17 protein-coding genes are annotated in these 17,957 nt (G+C 56.2%); 7 read left to right on the forward strand and 10 right to left on the reverse strand.

The genetic code is table 11. The features are described 5' to 3' along the window. Positions 1-23 precede the first annotated feature (23 nt). The 7 genes from aroB to pilM form a co-directional block, all read right to left on the reverse strand. The gene (aroB, locus tag PUP35_RS20235; RefSeq protein WP_111963772.1) at positions 24-1,112 is read right to left on the reverse strand and encodes a 3-dehydroquinate synthase; all 1,089 of its coding nucleotides are present in this window, start codon (positions 1,110-1,112) and stop codon (positions 24-26) included. 57 nt (positions 1,113-1,169) lie between these two features. Further along, positions 1,170-1,691, reverse strand: coding sequence for a shikimate kinase AroK (aroK, locus tag PUP35_RS20240; RefSeq protein WP_003861630.1), 522 nt, complete (start codon positions 1,689-1,691; stop codon positions 1,170-1,172). A 286-nt stretch (positions 1,692-1,977) separates the two neighbouring features. Next, positions 1,978-3,216, reverse strand: coding sequence for a DNA uptake porin HofQ (gene hofQ / locus PUP35_RS20245; protein ID WP_111963771.1), 1,239 nt, complete (start codon positions 3,214-3,216; stop codon positions 1,978-1,980). Further along, the gene (locus PUP35_RS20250) at positions 3,128-3,532 is read right to left on the reverse strand and encodes a HofP DNA utilization family protein (protein WP_274241099.1); all 405 of its coding nucleotides are present in this window, start codon (positions 3,530-3,532) and stop codon (positions 3,128-3,130) included. The genes hofQ and PUP35_RS20250 overlap by 89 nt, the downstream gene beginning before the upstream one ends. Continuing rightward, positions 3,522-3,929, reverse strand: coding sequence for a HofO family protein (locus PUP35_RS20255; RefSeq protein ID WP_274241102.1), 408 nt, complete (start codon positions 3,927-3,929; stop codon positions 3,522-3,524). The genes PUP35_RS20250 and PUP35_RS20255 overlap by 11 nt, the downstream gene beginning before the upstream one ends. 51 nt (positions 3,930-3,980) lie before the next feature. Then, positions 3,981-4,475 (reverse strand): PilN domain-containing protein, encoded by a 495-nt coding sequence (locus PUP35_RS20260; RefSeq protein WP_274241104.1) that lies wholly within the window; start codon positions 4,473-4,475, stop codon positions 3,981-3,983. Beyond that, positions 4,472-5,248: a pilus assembly protein PilM gene (gene pilM / locus PUP35_RS20265; RefSeq protein ID WP_127732488.1), complete on the reverse strand. Its 777-nt coding sequence runs from the start codon at positions 5,246-5,248 to the stop codon at positions 4,472-4,474. Before pilM ends, PUP35_RS20260 begins: the two co-directional genes overlap by 4 nt. A 120-nt stretch (positions 5,249-5,368) precedes the next feature. On the opposite strand from pilM, the gene mrcA reads away from it, so the two are divergent. Beyond that, positions 5,369-7,921 carry a peptidoglycan glycosyltransferase/peptidoglycan DD-transpeptidase MrcA gene (mrcA, locus tag PUP35_RS20270; protein ID WP_111963766.1) on the forward strand — a complete coding sequence of 851 codons (2,553 nt, stop codon included), beginning with the start codon at positions 5,369-5,371 and terminating at the stop codon, positions 7,919-7,921. Positions 7,922-8,001: 80 nt separating this feature from the next. On the opposite strand, the gene nudE is transcribed toward mrcA, so the two are convergent. Beyond that, positions 8,002-8,562, reverse strand: a complete 561-nt coding sequence (nudE, locus tag PUP35_RS20275) for an ADP compounds hydrolase NudE (protein WP_008503041.1) — start codon at positions 8,560-8,562, stop codon at positions 8,002-8,004. 324 nt (positions 8,563-8,886) lie between these two features. Here nudE and PUP35_RS20280 point away from each other — a divergent pair, with 324 nt between their 5' ends. The 5 genes from PUP35_RS20280 (at position 8,887) to pckA (ending at position 15,038) form a co-directional block, all read left to right on the forward strand. After that, a complete protein-coding gene (locus tag PUP35_RS20280) occupies positions 8,887-11,022 on the forward strand; it encodes an intracellular growth attenuator family protein (protein ID WP_274241106.1) in 2,136 nt (711 codons plus the stop codon). A gap of 66 nt (positions 11,023-11,088) precedes the next feature. Further along, positions 11,089-11,772, forward strand: a complete 684-nt coding sequence (yrfG, locus tag PUP35_RS20285; protein WP_127732494.1) for a GMP/IMP nucleotidase — start codon at positions 11,089-11,091, stop codon at positions 11,770-11,772. Continuing rightward, positions 11,769-12,170: a ribosome-associated heat shock protein Hsp15 gene (hslR, locus tag PUP35_RS20290; RefSeq protein ID WP_115876852.1), complete on the forward strand. Its 402-nt coding sequence runs from the start codon at positions 11,769-11,771 to the stop codon at positions 12,168-12,170. Before yrfG ends, hslR begins: the two co-directional genes overlap by 4 nt. Before the next feature lie 17 nt (positions 12,171-12,187). Next, positions 12,188-13,072, forward strand: a complete 885-nt coding sequence (gene hslO, locus PUP35_RS20295) for an Hsp33 family molecular chaperone HslO (RefSeq protein WP_161495995.1) — start codon at positions 12,188-12,190, stop codon at positions 13,070-13,072. A gap of 346 nt (positions 13,073-13,418) precedes the next feature. Further along, positions 13,419-15,038 carry a phosphoenolpyruvate carboxykinase (ATP) gene (pckA, locus tag PUP35_RS20300; RefSeq protein WP_274241111.1) on the forward strand — a complete coding sequence of 540 codons (1,620 nt, stop codon included), beginning with the start codon at positions 13,419-13,421 and terminating at the stop codon, positions 15,036-15,038. A 66-nt stretch (positions 15,039-15,104) separates the two neighbouring features. Here pckA and envZ read toward each other — a convergent pair whose 3' ends face one another. Together envZ and ompR are read right to left on the reverse strand one after the other, a co-directional pair. Next, positions 15,105-16,451, reverse strand: a complete 1,347-nt coding sequence (gene envZ, locus PUP35_RS20305; protein WP_023309494.1) for a two-component system sensor histidine kinase EnvZ — start codon at positions 16,449-16,451, stop codon at positions 15,105-15,107. Continuing rightward, a complete protein-coding gene (ompR, locus tag PUP35_RS20310; protein WP_001157751.1) occupies positions 16,448-17,167 on the reverse strand; it encodes an osmolarity response regulator transcription factor OmpR in 720 nt (239 codons plus the stop codon). The genes envZ and ompR overlap by 4 nt, the downstream gene beginning before the upstream one ends. A gap of 232 nt (positions 17,168-17,399) precedes the next feature. Between ompR and greB the strand changes: the two genes are divergently transcribed. Then, positions 17,400-17,873, forward strand: coding sequence for a transcription elongation factor GreB (greB, locus tag PUP35_RS20315; protein WP_111963763.1), 474 nt, complete (start codon positions 17,400-17,402; stop codon positions 17,871-17,873). Positions 17,874-17,957 lie beyond the last annotated feature (84 nt).

Here is a 17,957-nt window from a genome sequence, read left to right on the forward strand (position 1 = left end):
CAGTGGCCTGACCTTTCTAGTTGTTACGCCTGCTGACAATCAGCGATAGCGCCAAGAACGACATCGTGCGGCACTCCGCCGCGCACTTCACTCTTCCCTATTGCAAGCGGGAGTACAAGACGCATCTCACCTGCCAATACTTTTTTATCGCGCATCATGTGGGGTAAATACGCTTGCGCCGACATCTCCTGAGGCCCGGTCACCGGCAAACCTGCACGTTCAAGCAGCGCAATGATACGTGCCGTCTCTTCCGGTTTGAACTGTCCGAGGCGTTCAGAGGTGCGGGCTGCCATGACCATTCCGGCCGCGACGGCTTCACCGTGCAGCCAGTTGCCGTAACCCATTTCGGCTTCAATCGCGTGACCAAACGTATGCCCAAGATTCAGTAAAGCACGTAAGCCCGTTTCACGCTCGTCTGCAGCGACAACTTCTGCTTTCAGCTCACAGCAACGACGAATGCAGTATGCCAGTTTAGCCTCATCCAGGCCCAGCAACGCATCCATATTCTCTTCAAGCCAGACAAAGAACTCGCCATCCAGAATAATGCCGTATTTGATCACTTCCGCCAGACCCGAAGCCAGTTCGCGCTTCGGCAGGGTTTTCAGACAGTCGAGATCCACCACCACCGATGCAGGCTGGTAGAACGCGCCAATCATGTTTTTGCCGAGCGGATGGTTGACTGCCGTTTTGCCACCCACAGAGGAGTCGACCTGGGACAGCAACGTGGTTGGGATTTGAATAAAACGGACGCCGCGCTGATAGCTTGCGGCCGCAAAGCCGGTCAGATCGCCCACAACACCGCCGCCCAGGGCAAGCAGTGTTGTATCGCGACCGTGCGGTTTTTGCAGCAATGCGGTAAAGACGGTATCCAGTACCGTCAGGCTTTTATACTGCTCGCCATCGGGGAGAATCACACTGTCGACTTTTACGCCCGCCTGCTCAAGCAGATGGCGTACGCGGTCGAGATAAAGCGGAGCCAGCGTCTCATTGGTGACCAGCATCGCCTGATCACCCGCTTTCAGTGGTAAAAAGGAAGCTGGGTCGTTAAACAAACCAGCCGCGATGGTGATAGGGTAACTACGTTCCCCGAGAGTAACTGTAATCCTCTCCATGACGCGACATCCACCTTTAATGCTTTTACCCGCAGGCGAGTGTATATAAAGCCAGAATCAGTTGCTTTCCAGCATATGAATAATCTGGTTTGCAACCACTTTAGCGCTCTGGTCGTCAGTACGAATGGTCACATCGGCAATCTCTTCATACAGCGGATTGCGTTCATCGGCCAATGCTTCCAGAACTTCGCGTGGTGGCGTTTCAACCTGCAGCAGCGGGCGCTTTTTATCGCGCTGCGTACGTGCCAGCTGTTTCTCGATAGTCGTCTCAAGATAGACCACTACGCCACGGGCGGAGAGACGGTTACGGGTTTCGCGAGATTTCACAGAACCGCCGCCTGTTGCCAGAACGATGCCCTGTTTTTCCGTGAGTTCGTTGATCACTTTTTCTTCTCGGTCACGGAAACCTTCTTCGCCTTCTACATCGAAAACCCAGCCCACATCAGCTCCGGTTCGTTTCTCAATCTCTTGATCAGAATCGTAAAATTCCATATTGAGTTGTTGAGCTAACTGACGCCCAATAGTGCTTTTGCCGGCACCCATAGGCCCAACCAGAAAGATATTGCGTTTCTCTGCCATTTTATCGGTACTACTAAGACTATTCGTTAATGGTAATCCCCGCTTCGCAGACACCCAGCGTAGCAGGACATGAACTGAAACCTCATATGCAATAGAGCGAGAGTCAGACTAAAAATTATCTCAATACTCCGGCTTGTTTGGCAACTGATTAAATCACCGCGTCGGGCGCATAAGGTAATAAGACGTAAGTCCAACTCAAATCGGTACTCCTTGTATGCTAATTCATGCCCCACGTCAAACATCTGCAACAAACTGAATGCAAAATCATTGCGGGGATCGTTACCCGTCAGCGAATACCGACCAGACGTGGCGTAATAAACACCACTAACTCGCGCCGTTCATTATCCTTACCATCGTGACGAAAAAGCTGCCCAAGCCAGGGGATTTTCCCGAGCCCGGGCACACTGTCACTGCCGGTTTTGTTCTTCTGGGAAAATATTCCGCCCAACGCCAGCGTTTCTCCACTTTTTACCTCCACCTGGGTTTCTATCTCCTGCTTGTCGATAGCCAGCGTTTCGCCATCGGCCTGCTGCAGAACCTGTCCCGGCATATTTTCGCTGATGTGTAATTTCAGGCGCACGCGTCCCCCCGGCAACACCACCGGCGTGACCTCCATGCCTAATACCGCCTCCTTAAACTCAACTGAGGTCGCCCCGCTTTCACCGCTTGAGACCTGATACGGGATCTCACTCCCCTGCTTGATGCTGGCTGGTTGCATATGCGAGGCCAGAAGCCTCGGGCTGGCGATAATATCGACCTGCTGTTTTTGCTCCAGCGCAGAGAGTTCCAGATCAAGCAGCCGACCATTGATCCGTCCGATGTTAAAACCCACGTGGCTGGTGGCGCTGGCAACGGAAAGATCGCTGCCAAGCGTGGTGAGCTGTCCAACTTTGCCCGCGTCGGTGGCGTCGGCGAGATTCCACTTCACCCCTAGCTCGCGCAGGCTTTTTTCATTAATGGTCACAATGTGCGCCGCCAGCTCGACCTGTTCGACGGGAATATCCATCTGGGCGGCCCAGCGCTGTAGAGTCTCCACCACCGTCTGGTTATCCCGAATCAGCAGCCGGTTGGTACGCGTGTCGACGGATAAACTCCCCTTTGGACTCAGGAGTTTTTCCGCGGCTTTCTGCAGCTCTCCGGCATCGGCATAGGAAAAAGCGATGCTGTGAGACACCAGCGGCGCATCAAGCTGTCTTCGGGCCCGCTCCTGTTCCGAGCGTTCCTGCTGTTCACGCTGCCAGGCCGCGGTATACACATAAAAAATGCCGCCCTCCTCTCGCAAAACGAGGCCAGCGCTGGCGACAACCGTCTGTAATGCCTGTCGCCAGGGGACGCGCTTCAGATTGAGCGAAAGCGTGCCGCCGACATCAGGCGATATCACCAGATTTCTATTCTCCTGGGCAACCAGACTCTGTAGTACCTGGGCTACAGGAACGTCATCCACCACCAGCGTGACCGGTTTTGGCGCGGCGGCCCACAGCGGATGGCTGAACGCCAGCAGCCACAGCATTATCCGTAAATTCATTCTTATCCGTTCCTTCTCGTTGCCACGTCCATTTTCCTGGTTCACATGTGTCACCCACATCAACAACCAGTTCCGTTTCATTGATGGTTGTTATCGTCCAGCCTTCCGGAAAGCGCTCATGCGTTTTCAGCCGATACCAGCGCTTTTGCCCATCCTGTAAAATGCCGATAGCCTGCTGTCCTCCCACCATGCCGCGATAGTGCCACTGCGCCAGCTCGGCAATGGCGCAGGGATCGTCCGACGGGTGAAAGGGATCGCGCATACCGGTCAGTAGCAGCGCAGAGCAAACCAGCAAACATCGCGTGCTATTTCGCATGTTCTAGCTCCAGCCGCAGGCGCAATGCTGTGCCATGTGGTGTAATCGCGAAAGCGGCGATCTGCACATCCCGCTGCGCCAGCCGGGAAAAAAGCGCCGGGATAGCCTGCCACTCTACCTCCAGCATCAGTTCTCCTCCGTTCTGTAGCGGCTTCCAGTGAACGAGCGTCGCGTCATCGCCCTGAAAATCGAGCGGGGAGAACGGCGTCTTCTCCAGTACTTCCGTTATTTTCGGACGAAACGGCGTCTTTCTGACGGCAGACCATAACGCTGCGTTCGTCCTCACGTCCTGAATCAGCTGGCGTTGTCGTTCGGCACTCTGCCCGTCTACCGGTCTGAGCATGGTGCCCCACGCTGCCAGTCCAGCCAGGAGGCTCGCCAGAAACCAGAAGAGCACCCGATTCCAGGGACGGCTTTCGCACCAGCGTTCTAACAGGGTATCCACGCGTTACCCCTCGCTTTTAAGATGAAGGGTGAACATCCAGCGCCCCTGGCTGTCCTGCCGAAGCTCACCCGTCGTCCCGGGCGTAAAATCCGCTATGAGGCCAAGCGCATCGCGCAGAGCAGACAGGGCCGGCAGGTTTATGGCATACCCGCTCAGCATCAGAGCAGGGGGCTGATAGCGCAACTCCGTCAGCCAGACCTGTGCCGGAACGGCGCGGGAAAGGGATTCCAGCACCGGTTGCCATGCCCGTTGTTGCAGGGTCTGCACGGGCATCTGCGCCTGTGCGGTCAGTCTTTGCCGGGCGACAAGCGCGTGCTGCACGGCCTGCATTCCCGTCAGATCCGTTTGCAGTGCGCGCAGCTTCACGAGATGGTTGATCCGCAGACAGAAAATGGTCACGAACAGCAACAGCACTGTGCCGACACACATTGCGCCCCAGAAGCGCAGGCATCGCGAGCGCCGCTGCTGTCGCCACGGCAGAAAGTTCATGATGCTCATGCGGGTACCTCGCTCATGGCCAAAGCCAGCGCAACGGTATAATCAGCGCCGCAGTCCGGTAATGGAGCATGGTAACGTTCCAGGATTTCCCACGGGTCACGTCGGCTATCAAACAGCGCGATGTCATCCGGCCCAAGAGCCAGCAGCGCCGCCAGCTCAGCCATGCTTTCTGCTTCGGTAGTTAAGCGGCGTCCCCACTGGTGGCGCATAGCCCAGAGCCACTGACGATCGTCCCGCCAGGCGATGCATTTCGCTGGTGCCACCGCAGGAAGAAGATTCGCCAGCGCGCTGGCATCCGGAGTAATGGTTACCAGCCGCAAACGCAGCGTTTTCGCCAGCGCCAGTAAGGTGTCGACCTCGTTATTTTGCGCGGCAGTCACGTGAAAGGTATTGCTGAAGGTATCCTGCGCGTAATCGAAACAGAGCGTTTCGGCAGACATCTCCAGTTCTCGCGCAAGCGCCGCACCGAGCCATGTGAGCTGCTCGCTGTCGCGCAGCGCAGCGGCCGGAAGGGGAAGCGACCGCTGCAGGGTGCGTGCTGCCGGGAAAGAGAGGAACACGCGGTGGTAGTGGGGCAGCGTTTTTCGCCAGTCGCGTAACGCATCAACCATCTGTTCTGGCTGACAAATTTTGCCGTCACGAATGATACCTTCGGCCAGAGGTATCGCCCACCAGCGGCGTAAGCACCAGCCAGACCTCTCCCGGGCCAACGAGACGATTCGCACCCTATCCTGTTGAATATGAACGCCCGTTTGCCATATTTTGAAAGCCATGCTTCACGATCTCCTTATCGCCCGTCGTCTTGACGGCTATATCAATGAATCAGGCTTGCCTTTATACTACCGCGCGATTGTTTAGAAACTGCCCAAGTGAAACCAAATGGGAAATCTCCGGTGAAGTTCGTAAAGTATTTATTCATCCTTGCAGTCTGTTGCATTCTGCTGGGAGCAGGCTCGATTTACGGTTTGTACAAATATATTGAGCCACAGCTGCCTGATGTCGCCACGCTTCGCGATGTGCGCCTCCAGATCCCGATGCAAGTCTATAGCGCCGATGGCGAGCTGATGGCGCAGTATGGCGAGAAGCGCCGTATTCCGCTGACCTTAAACCAAATTCCACCCGTGATGGTGAAAGCCTTTATCGCCACGGAGGACAGCCGTTTTTACGAGCACCACGGTGTCGATCCGGTGGGAATTTTCCGTGCCGCGAGCATTGCGTTGTTCTCTGGTCACGCCTCTCAGGGGGCGAGCACCATTACGCAGCAGCTGGCGCGTAACTTCTTCCTCAGCCCTGAAAAAACGCTAATACGTAAGATCAAAGAGGTGTTTCTTGCGATCCGTATTGAGCAGCTGCTGAGCAAAGACGAAATCCTTGAGCTGTACCTCAACAAAATCTACCTGGGCTACCGCGCCTATGGCGTGGGGGCTGCCGCACAGGTGTACTTCGGCAAGCCTGTTGAGCAACTCACCTTAAGCGAAATGGCCACCATAGCCGGGCTGCCAAAAGCACCATCCACGTTTAACCCGCTTTACTCGCTCGATCGCGCCACCGCGCGTCGCAACGTCGTCCTGTCACGTATGCTGAGCGAAGGCTACATCAGCCAGAGCGAATACGACCAGGCGCGTAACGATGTCATTGACGCTAACTACCACGCCCCTGAGATCGCCTTTGCATCTCCTTACCTGACCGAAATGGTTCGCCAGGAGATGGTGAATCGCTATGGTGACAAGGCCTATGAAGATGGCTATCGCGTGTACACCACCGTCACCCGCAAAGTCCAGCAGGCGGCTCAGGAAGCGGTACGGAACAACGTGATGGATTACGATATGCGTCACGGCTATCGCGGCCCGTCAAACGTGCTCTGGAAAGTGGGCGAAAGCGCGTGGGACAGCAAAAAAATCACCAGTACGCTGAAGGCGCTGCCAACCTATGGTCCGCTCCTGCCTGCCGTGGTGACGCAGGCCGATCCTCAGGAAGCCGTTGCGACGCTCGCGGACGGCACCTCCGTCTCTCTGCGCATGGACGGTGTCCGCTGGGCGCGTCCGTACCGCTCGGATACCCTACAGGGCGCAACGCCGCGTAAAGTGACCGATGCAGTTCAGACCGGGCAGCAAATCTGGGTGCGCAAAGTAGGCGAAGCCTGGTGGCTGGCACAGGTGCCGGACGTCAACTCGGCCCTGGTCTCTATCAATCCACAGAACGGTGCGATCCTGGCCCTGGTCGGCGGATTTGATTTCAACCAGAGCAAATTTAACCGCGCCACGCAGGCGCTACGTCAGGTCGGTTCCAATATCAAACCGTTCCTCTACACGGCCGCGATGGATAAGGGACTGACCCTCGCCAGCATCCTCAACGACGTGCCAATCTCCCGCTGGGATGCCGGTGCGGGTTCCGACTGGCAGCCGAAGAACTCCCCTGCGGAGTATGCCGGTCCTATTCGTCTCCGTCAGGGTCTGGGGCAGTCGAAAAACGTGGTGATGGTGCGCGCCATGCGCGCGATGGGCGTCGACTATGCCGCAGAATATCTGCAGCGCTTTGGTTTCCCGGCACAGAACATCGTTCGCACCGAGTCGCTGGCGTTAGGCTCAGCCTCCTTTACGCCGCTTCAGGTCGCCCGCGGGTACTCGGTGATGGCTAACGGCGGCTTCCTGGTTGACCCGTACTTCATCAGTAAAATCGAGAACGATCAGGGCGGCGTACTGTTCGAAGCGAAGCCGAAAATTGCCTGCCCTGACTGCGATATTCCGGTCATTTACGGCAATACGCCGAAATCCGAGGTGCTTGAGAATAAGGACATGGAAGACCCTGCCGTGTCGCAGGAGCAGCAGAACGGCGTTGTGCCACAGCCGCAGCTCGAGCAGGCGAACCAGGCGCTGGTGGCGCAGACCGGCGCGCAGGAGTACGCACCGCATGTGATCAACACGCCGCTGTCGTTCCTGATTAAGAGCGCGCTGAACACCAACATCTTCGGTGAACCGGGCTGGCAGGGTACCGGCTGGCGCGCAGGTCGTGATTTGCAGCGCCATGATATCGGCGGTAAAACGGGGACAACCAACAGCTCGAAAGATGCGTGGTTCTCCGGCTACGGCCCGGGCGTGGTGACATCAGTCTGGATCGGCTTCGACGATCACCGCCGTGATTTAGGTCGTACCACGGCATCCGGCGCGATTAAGGATCAGATTTCCGGCTACGAAGGCGGAGCGAAGAGCGCGCAGCCGGCCTGGGATGCCTACATGAAGTCCGTTCTTGAAGGTGTGCCGGAGCAGCCGTTAACGCCGCCGCCAGGCGTGGTGACGGTCAATATCGACCGCAGCACCGGTCAGCTTGCCAACGGCGGTAATAGTCGCGAAGAGTATTTCATTGAGGGCACCCAGCCAACCACACAGGCGGTGCACGAGGTGGGTACAGAGATTATCGATAACGGCGAAACGCACGAGCTGTTCTAAAAATAAGAATGCCCGGTAAAAACCGGGCAAAGCATCGTAGGCCGGATAAGGCGAAGTCGCCACCCGGCTTTTTTTATGGCCTACAGTCGCCCCTGCCCCTTCAACCACTCCCGTACCAGGAACAGCGCGCTCACGTTGCGGGCCTCATTAAAGTCAGGGTCTTCCAGCAGATCCATCAGGTGGGCTAACGGCCAGCGAACCTGCGGCAACGGCTCCGGCTCATCCCCTTCCAGCGATTCAGGATAGAGATCTTCAGCCACCACAATATTCATTTTGCTGGAAAAATAGGACGGTGCCATGCTCAGCTTTTTCAGGAATGAAAGCTCATTAGCCCCGAACCCCACCTCTTCTTTCAGCTCGCGGTTTGCCGCTTCAAAGACGGTTTCACCCGGGTCGATAAGCCCTTTCGAGAACCCGAGCTCGTAAGATTCCGTTCCCACAGCGTATTCGCGGATCAAAATCAGATGATCGTCGACAATGGGAACAATCATCACCGCTTCGCGCGAAGAAGGGCGCATACGTTCATAAACGCGACGCACACCGTTGCTGAACTCCAGATCCACACTTTCGACATTAAACAGGCGCGATTTGGCGACAGTTTCAACATTCAGAATGGTGGGTTTTTGTAGTGGTTTGCTCATCTTGATGGGTCTTAGCAGTGAGAACTGGCGTTATTGTGCGATACGCTGCACGGTTTCGGCAATGTCAATTGTTCTTTATTTACATTTATGCAACGTATTTGGGATCAATCCTCAATTCAAAACAAATGTCAAGAGGTTGAAATGTTTCCAGGAATTTGCTGATATCGCGCCATAACAGGCTTTGCTATCATCACCGGTCACTGGGATGCGCTTCAGAATGCTCAAGTTCGACTCCATACTTGCCGATAGCCAACCACAGACTCTCATTCAATGTAAAGGTGCTACTGACTACACCTGTAAGAAGATAAGTAAGATGGGGAAAGCATGAGCACCATTTTGATTGTTCTCGCTGCTATGCTGGCCGGTGCGTTGGTTGCAGGGTGGTTGTACAGGCGCCGCGTACAGCGCCGTTATCGCCTGCCCTTTTTAAATGCATTTGCGGGTGCGAGCACGCGTAAACTTACGCAAGACGAGCGCGATGCGGTTGAAAACTATCTCGAAATCCTGAACCGTACTCAGTTAACGCCTGGGCCAACGGGAGCCACCGCTGCGCCCGTCGCGCTAAATCTTAATGCACAAAGTGATACCGTGCTCTGCGTGACGCGCTCCATCACGCGCTATGGCATCACTACTGATGACCCTAACAAATGGCGCTATTACCTTGATTCCGTCGAAGTGCATCTGCCCCCGTCCTGGGAGCAATACATTAACGACGAAAACAGCGTTGAGCTGATTCACACCGACTCGTTGCCCCTGGTTATCTCGCTTAACGGCCATACGCTGAATGAATACCTTCAGGAAGCCCCTCGTTTTGCGCTGGAACGCGCCAGTTCAACGCAGGCCTCCATTCGTGGCGAAGAGACTGAGCAGATTGAACTGCTGAATATTCGCCAGGAAACCCATGAAGAGTACGCTCTGAGCCGCCCGGACGGCATCCGCGAAGCCATTCTGATCGTTGCTGCCTTCCTGCTCTTTTTTATCTGCCTCCTCACGCCGGATGTGTTTGTCCCCTGGCTGGCTGGCGGTGCGGTTCTGCTGCTGGCGGGCGGGCTTTGGGGGCTCTTTGCCCCACCGGCCAAAACGTCGTTGCGCGAAATCCACTGCCTGCGCGGAACGCCAAAGCGCTGGGGCCTCTTCGGTGAAAACGATCAGGAACATCTCAACAATATCTCGCTCGGTATTATCGACCTGATCTACCCGCGCCACTGGCAACCGTGGATCGCGCAGGACCTGGGGCAGAAAACCGATATTGATATCTACCTTGACCGCCACGTTGTGCGTCAGGGGCGCTTCTTATCCCTGCATGATGAAGTGAAAAATTTTCCGCTTCAGCACTGGCTTCGCAGCACGGTCATTGCCGGCGGCGCCGCGCTGGTCTTAGTCATGCTGCTGCTTTTCGTGCCGCTGGATATGCCCATTAAATTCACCCTGTCGTGGATCAAAGGGGCGCAAACCATTGAAGCGACCAGCGTCAACAAACTGGATGAAGCCGGTGTGCGCGTGGGGGACACGCTGCGCCTGAAGGGAACCGGGATGTGTAATATTCACACCCCGGGGGCGTGGAACATGCGCCAGAACTCACCGTTTATGCCGTTCGATTGCTCACAAATTATCTGGAACGACGCACCGCCGCTGCCGCTGCCGGAATCCGAAGTCGTGAATAAAGCCACGGCTCTTACCCAGACGGTTAACCGCCAGCTGCACCCGAAACCGGACGATGATTCACGCGTTAGTCCCGCACTGCGTTCGGCCATTCAAAAATCAGGCATGGTTCTGCTGGATGATTTTGGTGACATCGTCCTGAAAACGCAGGATCTTTGTTCCTCTCAGGATGAGTGCATACGTCTTAAAAATGCCCTGGTAAACCTCGGGAACAGTAAAGACTGGGACTCGCTGGTGAAACGCGCCGAAGCGGGACGGCTGGATGGCGTCAACGTGCTGCTGCGGCCGGTTAGCGCTGAATCTCTTGATAACCTGGTCGCCACCTCGACGTCACCGTTCATGATGCGCGAGACCACCCGTGCGGCTCAGGCGCTGAACAGCCCGGCACCGGGCGGCTTTGTAATTGCAAGCGATGAGGGCAGCGACCTGGTCGATCAGCCTTATCCGCAGGTGGCGCTTTATGATTATCCGGCGCAGGAGCAGTGGAGCCAATTCCTGCGCCTGGCGCAGATGCTGATGCAAACGCCGTTCAGCGCAGAAGGGATTGTCACGAGTATTTATACCGACGCCAACGGCACTCGCCATATCGGCCTGCACCGGATGCCGGATAGCGCTGGGCTGTGGCGCTACATCGGCACCTCGCTGCTGATGACCGCGATGCTGATCGCCATTTTCTGGAACGGTTTTATGGCCCTGCGCCGCTACCAGCGCTCGCGCACGCGGCTTGCCGACATCCAGCAATATTACGAAAACTGCCTCAATCCTAAGCTGATCCCCTCGTCTGAGAGCCTGATCTGATAACGTCGTTGCGCGACAAGATGTGCTACCCTGTCGCGCACGTTTCTTCTGGCTGGAGTTCCCCTAATGCATCTTGATATCGCCTGGCAGGAGGTTGATACCGTTCTGCTGGATATGGACGGCACGCTGCTCGATCTCGCCTTTGATAACTATTTCTGGCAAACGCTGGTTCCAGAAACCTATGGCGAACAGCAGGGGATCTCCCCGGCAGAAGCGCAGGCATTCATTCGTTCACAATATAGCGCCGTGCAACATACGCTAAACTGGTACTGTCTTGACTACTGGAGCGAGCGCCTCGGTCTGGATATTTGTGCCATGACTACCGCCCAGGGCCCGCGCGCCGTTCTGCGCGAAGATACATTGCCCTTTCTGGATGCGCTGAAAGCAAGCGGCAAGCGTCGTATCTTGCTGACCAACGCGCATCCACATAATCTGGCGGTGAAGCTGGAACATACGGGTCTGGCGTCGCACCTTGATTTATTACTTTCCACCCACACATTTGGTTATCCGAAAGAGGATCAGCGGTTGTGGCATGCGGTGAAGGAAGAGACGGGTTTGCAGCCGGAACGTACGTTGTTCATTGATGACAGCGAGCCCATTCTGGATTCTGCCGCAAGGTTTGGCATTCGCTACTGTCTGGGCGTCACCAATCCTGACTCTGGCCTGGCTGAAAAAAGCTATCTGCGCCACCCGGGACTGAACGACTATCGCCAGATGATCCCCTCACTGACCGTGAAGGAGACGCCATGAAAGAAAAACCCTCAGACGGGGTAAGACTGGATAAATGGCTGTGGGCAGCGCGTTTTTATAAAACGCGCGCCCTTGCCCGCGAGATGGTAGACGGCGGAAAAGTGCATTACAACGGCCAGCGCAGCAAGCCGAGCAAGATGGTTGAGCTGAATGCCACCTTAACGCTGCGTCAGGGCAACGATGAACGTACGGTGGTGGTTAAAGCCATTACCGAACAACGTCGACCCGCAGCGGAAGCCGTAATGCTTTATGAAGAGACGGCGGAGAGCATTGAAAAGCGCGAGAAGACCGCGCTGGCGCGCAAAATGAACGCGCTGACGATGCCACACCCGGACCGGCGGCCGGACAAAAAAGAGCGCCGCGATCTGATGAAATTTAAACACGGTGAGACTGATTAACCTCACCCGCACGAGAGATGAAAATGGCCCAACACGACCAATTACACCGCTATCTGTTTGAACAATTCGCCGTGCGCGGCGAGCTGGTCACCGTATCCGAAACCTGGAAACAGATTCTGGAAAACCACAATTACCCGCTGCCGGTGAAGACCCTGTTGGGCGAACTGCTGGTTGCCACCAGCCTGCTTACCGCAACGCTGAAGTTTGCCGGGGATATCACCGTGCAGCTGCAGGGCGACGGCCCGATGACGCTGGCGGTCATCAACGGCAATAACCAGCAGCAGATGCGCGGCGTGGCGCGCGTTCAGGGCGACGTGCCAGAAAATGCTGACCTCAAAACGCTGGTAGGTAACGGCTACCTGGTGATCACCATCTCCCCAGAGGAAGGTGAGCGCTATCAGGGCGTGGTCGGTCTGGAAGGCGATACCCTGGCAGCCTGCCTGGAAGATTACTTCATGCGCTCCGAGCAGCTGCCGACGCGTCTGTTCATCCGCACCGGTGAAGTGGACGGCCAGCCTGCTGCGGGCGGTATGCTGCTGCAGGTTCTGCCTGCCCAGGACGCTCAGACCAATGATTTTGAGCACCTGGCGACGCTGACCGAAACCATCAAGGCGGAAGAGCTGTTCAACCTGTCGGCGACCGACGTGCTGTGGCGTCTGTACCACGAAGAAGAAGTGACCGTCTACGACCCGCAGTCCGTGGAGTTCAAGTGCACGTGCTCACGCGAGCGTTGCGCTGGCGCACTGAAAACCCTGCCGGATGAAGAGATCGACAGCATCATGGCGGAAGACGGCGAAATTGATATGCACTGTGACTACTGCGGTACGCACTATGTATTCAATTCGATGGATATCGCTGAGATCCGCAACAACGCCTCCCCGGCGGATCCGCAGGTTCACTAAACCTCTTCCCCCTCACCCTCTCCCCAAAGGGGAGAGGGTGAGGGGGAAAAACGCCACCCAAGCTGAATCGTTTTCCCAATGTAACTCTTACGTAATTTTCTTACGTGTATGCGATTACATTCACATTCTTTCCGATAAAATCACCAGCCTTTAACCTTTTCGGAACATTTTCCCCACCCAAAAAGCGATTCCTGCGATAATCCGCCTGCGCCGTGACTGGAGTCGCAGCGTTTTCCGTTAGTAAGGGTTTTGTCCAGATGCGTGAATCTATGAGCCCCGTCGCGGTAAACAACCTCAGAAAAACCCTACAATTTCAGGCAGTACATATTGGCTAAGGAGCAGTGATATGCGTGTTACTGGTTTAACCCCGCAAGATCTCAAGGCTTATGGTATTCACGACGTCCAGGAAATCGTCTACAACCCCGACTACGATACGCTGTATCAGGAAGAGCTCAATCCAGCACTGGAAGGATACGAGCGTGGTGTGTTGACAAATCTTGGTGCTATCGCCGTCGATACCGGTATTTTTACCGGTCGTTCGCCGAAAGATAAGTATATCGTCCGAGACGAAACCACCCGCGATACGCTGTGGTGGGCTGACAAGGGCAAAGGGAAGAACGACAACAAACCGCTCTCCCCGGAAACCTGGCAGCACCTGAAAGGGCTCGTCACCCATCAACTTTCCGGCAAGCGTTTGTTTATTGTCGACGCTTTCTGCGGCGCTAACGCCGATACCCGTCTCTCCGTGCGTTTTATCACCGAAGTGGCCTGGCAGGCGCATTTCGTGAAAAATATGTTTATTCGTCCAACCGACGAAGAGCTGCAGGACTTCGCCCCTGATTTCATCGTGATGAACGGTGCGAAATGCACCAACCCACAGTGGAAAGAGCAGGGTCTGAACTCCGAAAACTTTGTGGCCTTCAACCTGACCGAGCGTATCCAGCTGATCGGCGGTACCTGGTACGGCGGCGAAATGAAGAAAGGGATGTTCTCGGTCATGAACTACCTGCTGCCGCTGCGCGGTATCGCCTCCATGCACTGCTCGGCTAACGTCGGTGAAAAAGGCGACGTGGCGGTATTCTTCGGCCTGTCCGGCACCGGGAAAACCACCCTGTCCACCGATCCAAAACGTCGCCTGATTGGCGATGACGAACACGGCTGGGATGACGACGGCGTATTCAACTTTGAAGGCGGCTGCTACGCGAAGACCATTCGCCTGTCTGAAGAGGCCGAGCCGGATATCTTCCACGCGATCCGTCGCGATGCGCTGCTGGAAAACGTCACCGTGCGTGCCGACGGCTCCATCGACTTCGACGATGCGTCGAAAACGGAAAACACCCGCGTCTCATACCCGATCTATCACATCGACAATATCGTGAAGCCGGTGTCAAAAGCGGGTCATGCCACGAAGGTTATTTTCCTGACGGCGGATGCGTTCGGCGTTCTGCCTCCGGTGTCTCGCCTGACGGCCAGCCAAACGCAGTACCACTTCCTTTCCGGTTTCACCGCCAAGCTGGCGGGTACCGAGCGCGGCGTGACGGAGCCAACCCCAACCTTCTCCGCCTGCTTCGGCGCGGCCTTCCTGTCGCTGCACCCGACGCAGTATGCTGAAGTGCTGGTGAAACGCATGCAGGCATCCGGCGCGCAGGCATACCTGGTGAACACCGGCTGGAACGGCACCGGCAAACGTATCTCTATCAAAGATACCCGCGCCATTATCGACGCCATTCTGGATGGTTCTCTGGACGACGCCGAAACCTTCACGCTGCCAATGTTTGACCTGGCGATCCCAACGTCGCTGCCGGGTGTGGATACGCATATCCTCGACCCGCGCAACACGTACGGTTCTCCGGAGCAGTGGCGCGAGAAGGCGGAATCGCTGGCGAAGCTGTTTATTGAGAACTTCGAGAAGTATACCGATACCCCGGCGGGTGCTGCGCTGGTGAGCGCGGGTCCAAAACTGTAGTCCATGTCGGGTGGCGGCTTCGCCTTACCCGACCTACAAAAAAGGGTGGCTCGTGCCACCCTTTTTTCAACTCTCTTTCACCTGCCCCCGCGTCACCGGTACCGGCAGCCAGGCGCGAATGCTCAACCCACCCCGCTCGCTGGTGCCAATCTCCAGCAGCCCGTTATGGTTATCAATAATACGCTGCACTATCGCCAGGCCTAAGCCCGTACCGCTGGTGCTGCGCGCGCTGTCGCCGCGCACAAACGGCTGGAACAGATGCTTACGCTGCTCGGGCTTGATGCCTGGACCGTCGTCTTCCACCTGGAACCAGGCGCGGTTGAGCTCAGACCCGCTGCTGACCTTAATCCAGCCGTTGCCGTAGCGCGCCGCGTTGACCACCATGTTGGCGACCGCACGTTTAATGGAGAGCGGGTGCATACGAACCTGAATTTCACCGGCCTGAAGGTCGGTATCAATCTCGCGCTCGTAGCCGCTTTCCGCCGCCACGACTTCGCCCAGCACCGCGTTCAGATCCGCCATCTCCATTGGCATCTCCTGCCCGGTGCGCAGGTAGTCGATGAACTGCTCAATGATGGCGTTACACTCTTCAATGTCCTTATTGATGGACTCGGCAAGGTAACCGTCCTCTTCTCCCATCATCTCCGTCGCCAGACGAATACGCGTTAGCGGCGTGCGCAGGTCATGGCTGACGCCCGCCATCAGCAGCGTACGGTCATCCGCCAGCTGCTTCACGCCTGCCGCCATATGGTTAAAGGCACGCGTCACTGAACGGACTTCCGAGGCGCCATACTCGCGCAGCGGAGGAGGAATAATCCCTTTACCGACCTGCAGCGCAGCGTGCTCCAGGTCGACCAGAGGTCGGTTCTGTATACGGATAAATAGCCACGCGCCGCCTATCGCCAGCAGCATAATCGCCAGGGTATAGCGGAACAGCGGTGAGAAATCGCCCTGATGGATTTCGGTCAGCGGAACGCGAACCCAAATATTGGGTGACAGCCAGGTTTTCAGCCAGACGACGGGCGAGCTTTTGTTGACCTCAACGCGCACTTCCGTTGGACCGCCCAGCTGCTGCGCCATCTGCTGGCTGAGGAATTCGTAGTGCTGCGCCCAGCGCAGGCCAGCGTCTTCCGCCGCTTCGTTGGAATAGAGCGAAATGCCCAGTTCACGATAGATTTCACGGCGAAACGCCGGGGGAACGACGAGCTGCGTGCCGTCCTCCAGCTGCAGTTTATCGGTCATCAGCATACGGACCTCGTAGGCCAGGACCTTATTGAACTGCTGGAGGCTCGGCAGGATCGCAAAGTTCAACACCACCAGGTAGGTCGTCACCAGGCTGACGAACAGCAGGGTGACGATCAGTAACAGGGTGCGGGCAAACGAGCTTCGCGGCGAGAAGCGCATTCGCCTCATGCTTTAGAGCCGTCCGGGACGAACACGTAGCCCAGACCCCATACGGTCTGAATATAACGAGGATGCGCCGGATCTTCTTCCACCATGCGGCGCAGACGGGAGATCTGCACGTCGATAGAGCGTTCCATTGCGGAGTATTCGCGACCGCGCGCCAGGTTCATCAGCTTGTCACGGGAAAGCGGTTCACGCGGGTGGCTGACCAGCGCTTTCAGGACCGCAAACTCGCCGCTGGTGAGCGGCATCGGCTCGTCTTCACGGAACATTTCGCGCGTGCCGAGGTTCAGCTTGAACTTGCCGAAGGCAATAACGGCTTCTTCCTGCGACGGCGCGCCCGGCAGCTCGTTCGCCTGACGGCGCAGCACGGCGCGAATACGTGCCAGCAGTTCACGCGGGTTAAACGGTTTTGGAATGTAGTCGTCCGCGCCGATTTCGAGGCCCACGATACGGTCAACTTCTTCGCCCTTCGCCGTCACCATGATAATCGGCATCGGGTTGCTCTGGCTGCGCAGACGGCGGCAAATAGAAAGCCCGTCTTCGCCAGGCAGCATCAGGTCGAGAACCATCAGGTGGAAAGATTCACGGGTCAGCAGACGGTCCATCTGCTCAGCGTTCGCGACGCTACGAACCTGGAAGCCCTGCTCGGTCAGATAACGCTCCAGCAGCGCACGCAGGCGCATGTCGTCATCCACGACCAGAATTTTGTAGTTCTCTTGCATTGTGTGTACTCCCAAAGGTTCGGATAGTCTTTGTAACAGCGTATTCTAAAAAAGTGCACGTATTCGACCAGTTAATTCTGGTATAAATTCTAGTCGAAATTGTTACAAAGCATATTTAACAGCAGCTTATCTGCTCATTTCATCACATAAATCATTATTAATCCTGTCTGTTACACTGTGTGGTACGTATTGTGCGAAAGACAGTTAACCGGCAGGCAGCAAAGGCTTTACCATGAAAACGCCCCTGATCACCCGCGAAGGGTACGAAAAGCTCAAAAAAGAGATGGATTACCTCTGGCGCGAAGAGCGTCCTGAAGTAACCAAAAAGGTGACCTGGGCGGCAAGCCTGGGCGATCGCAGCGAAAACGCTGACTACCAGTACAACAAAAAGCGGCTACGCGAAATTGACCGCCGGGTTCGCTATCTGACGAAGTGCCTCGAGAATCTTAAAATTGTCGATTACTCTCCGCAGCAGGAGGGCAAAGTGTTCTTCGGCGCGTGGGTGGAGATTGAAAACGACGATGGTGACACCCTGCGTTTTCGCATTGTCGGCTACGACGAAATTTTTGGTCGTAAGGATTACATCTCCATCGACTCCCCGATGGCCCGCGCGCTGCTGAAAAAGGAAGTGGGCGATCTGGCCATCGTTCAGACTCCAGCTGGTGAAGCCAGCTGGTACGTCAATGAGATCGTCTACGTAAAATAGTCCGAGAGCGCCCTCCCCGGCTGGCATTTTGCCGTGTCAGCCCGTATAACTATCCCCTGATTTTTTCGACTCAACAGATGATAA

The organism is Enterobacter sp. S-33, from assembly GCF_028735835.1.
GTDB classification, from domain to species: Bacteria; Pseudomonadota; Gammaproteobacteria; order Enterobacterales; family Enterobacteriaceae; genus Enterobacter; species Enterobacter vonholyi.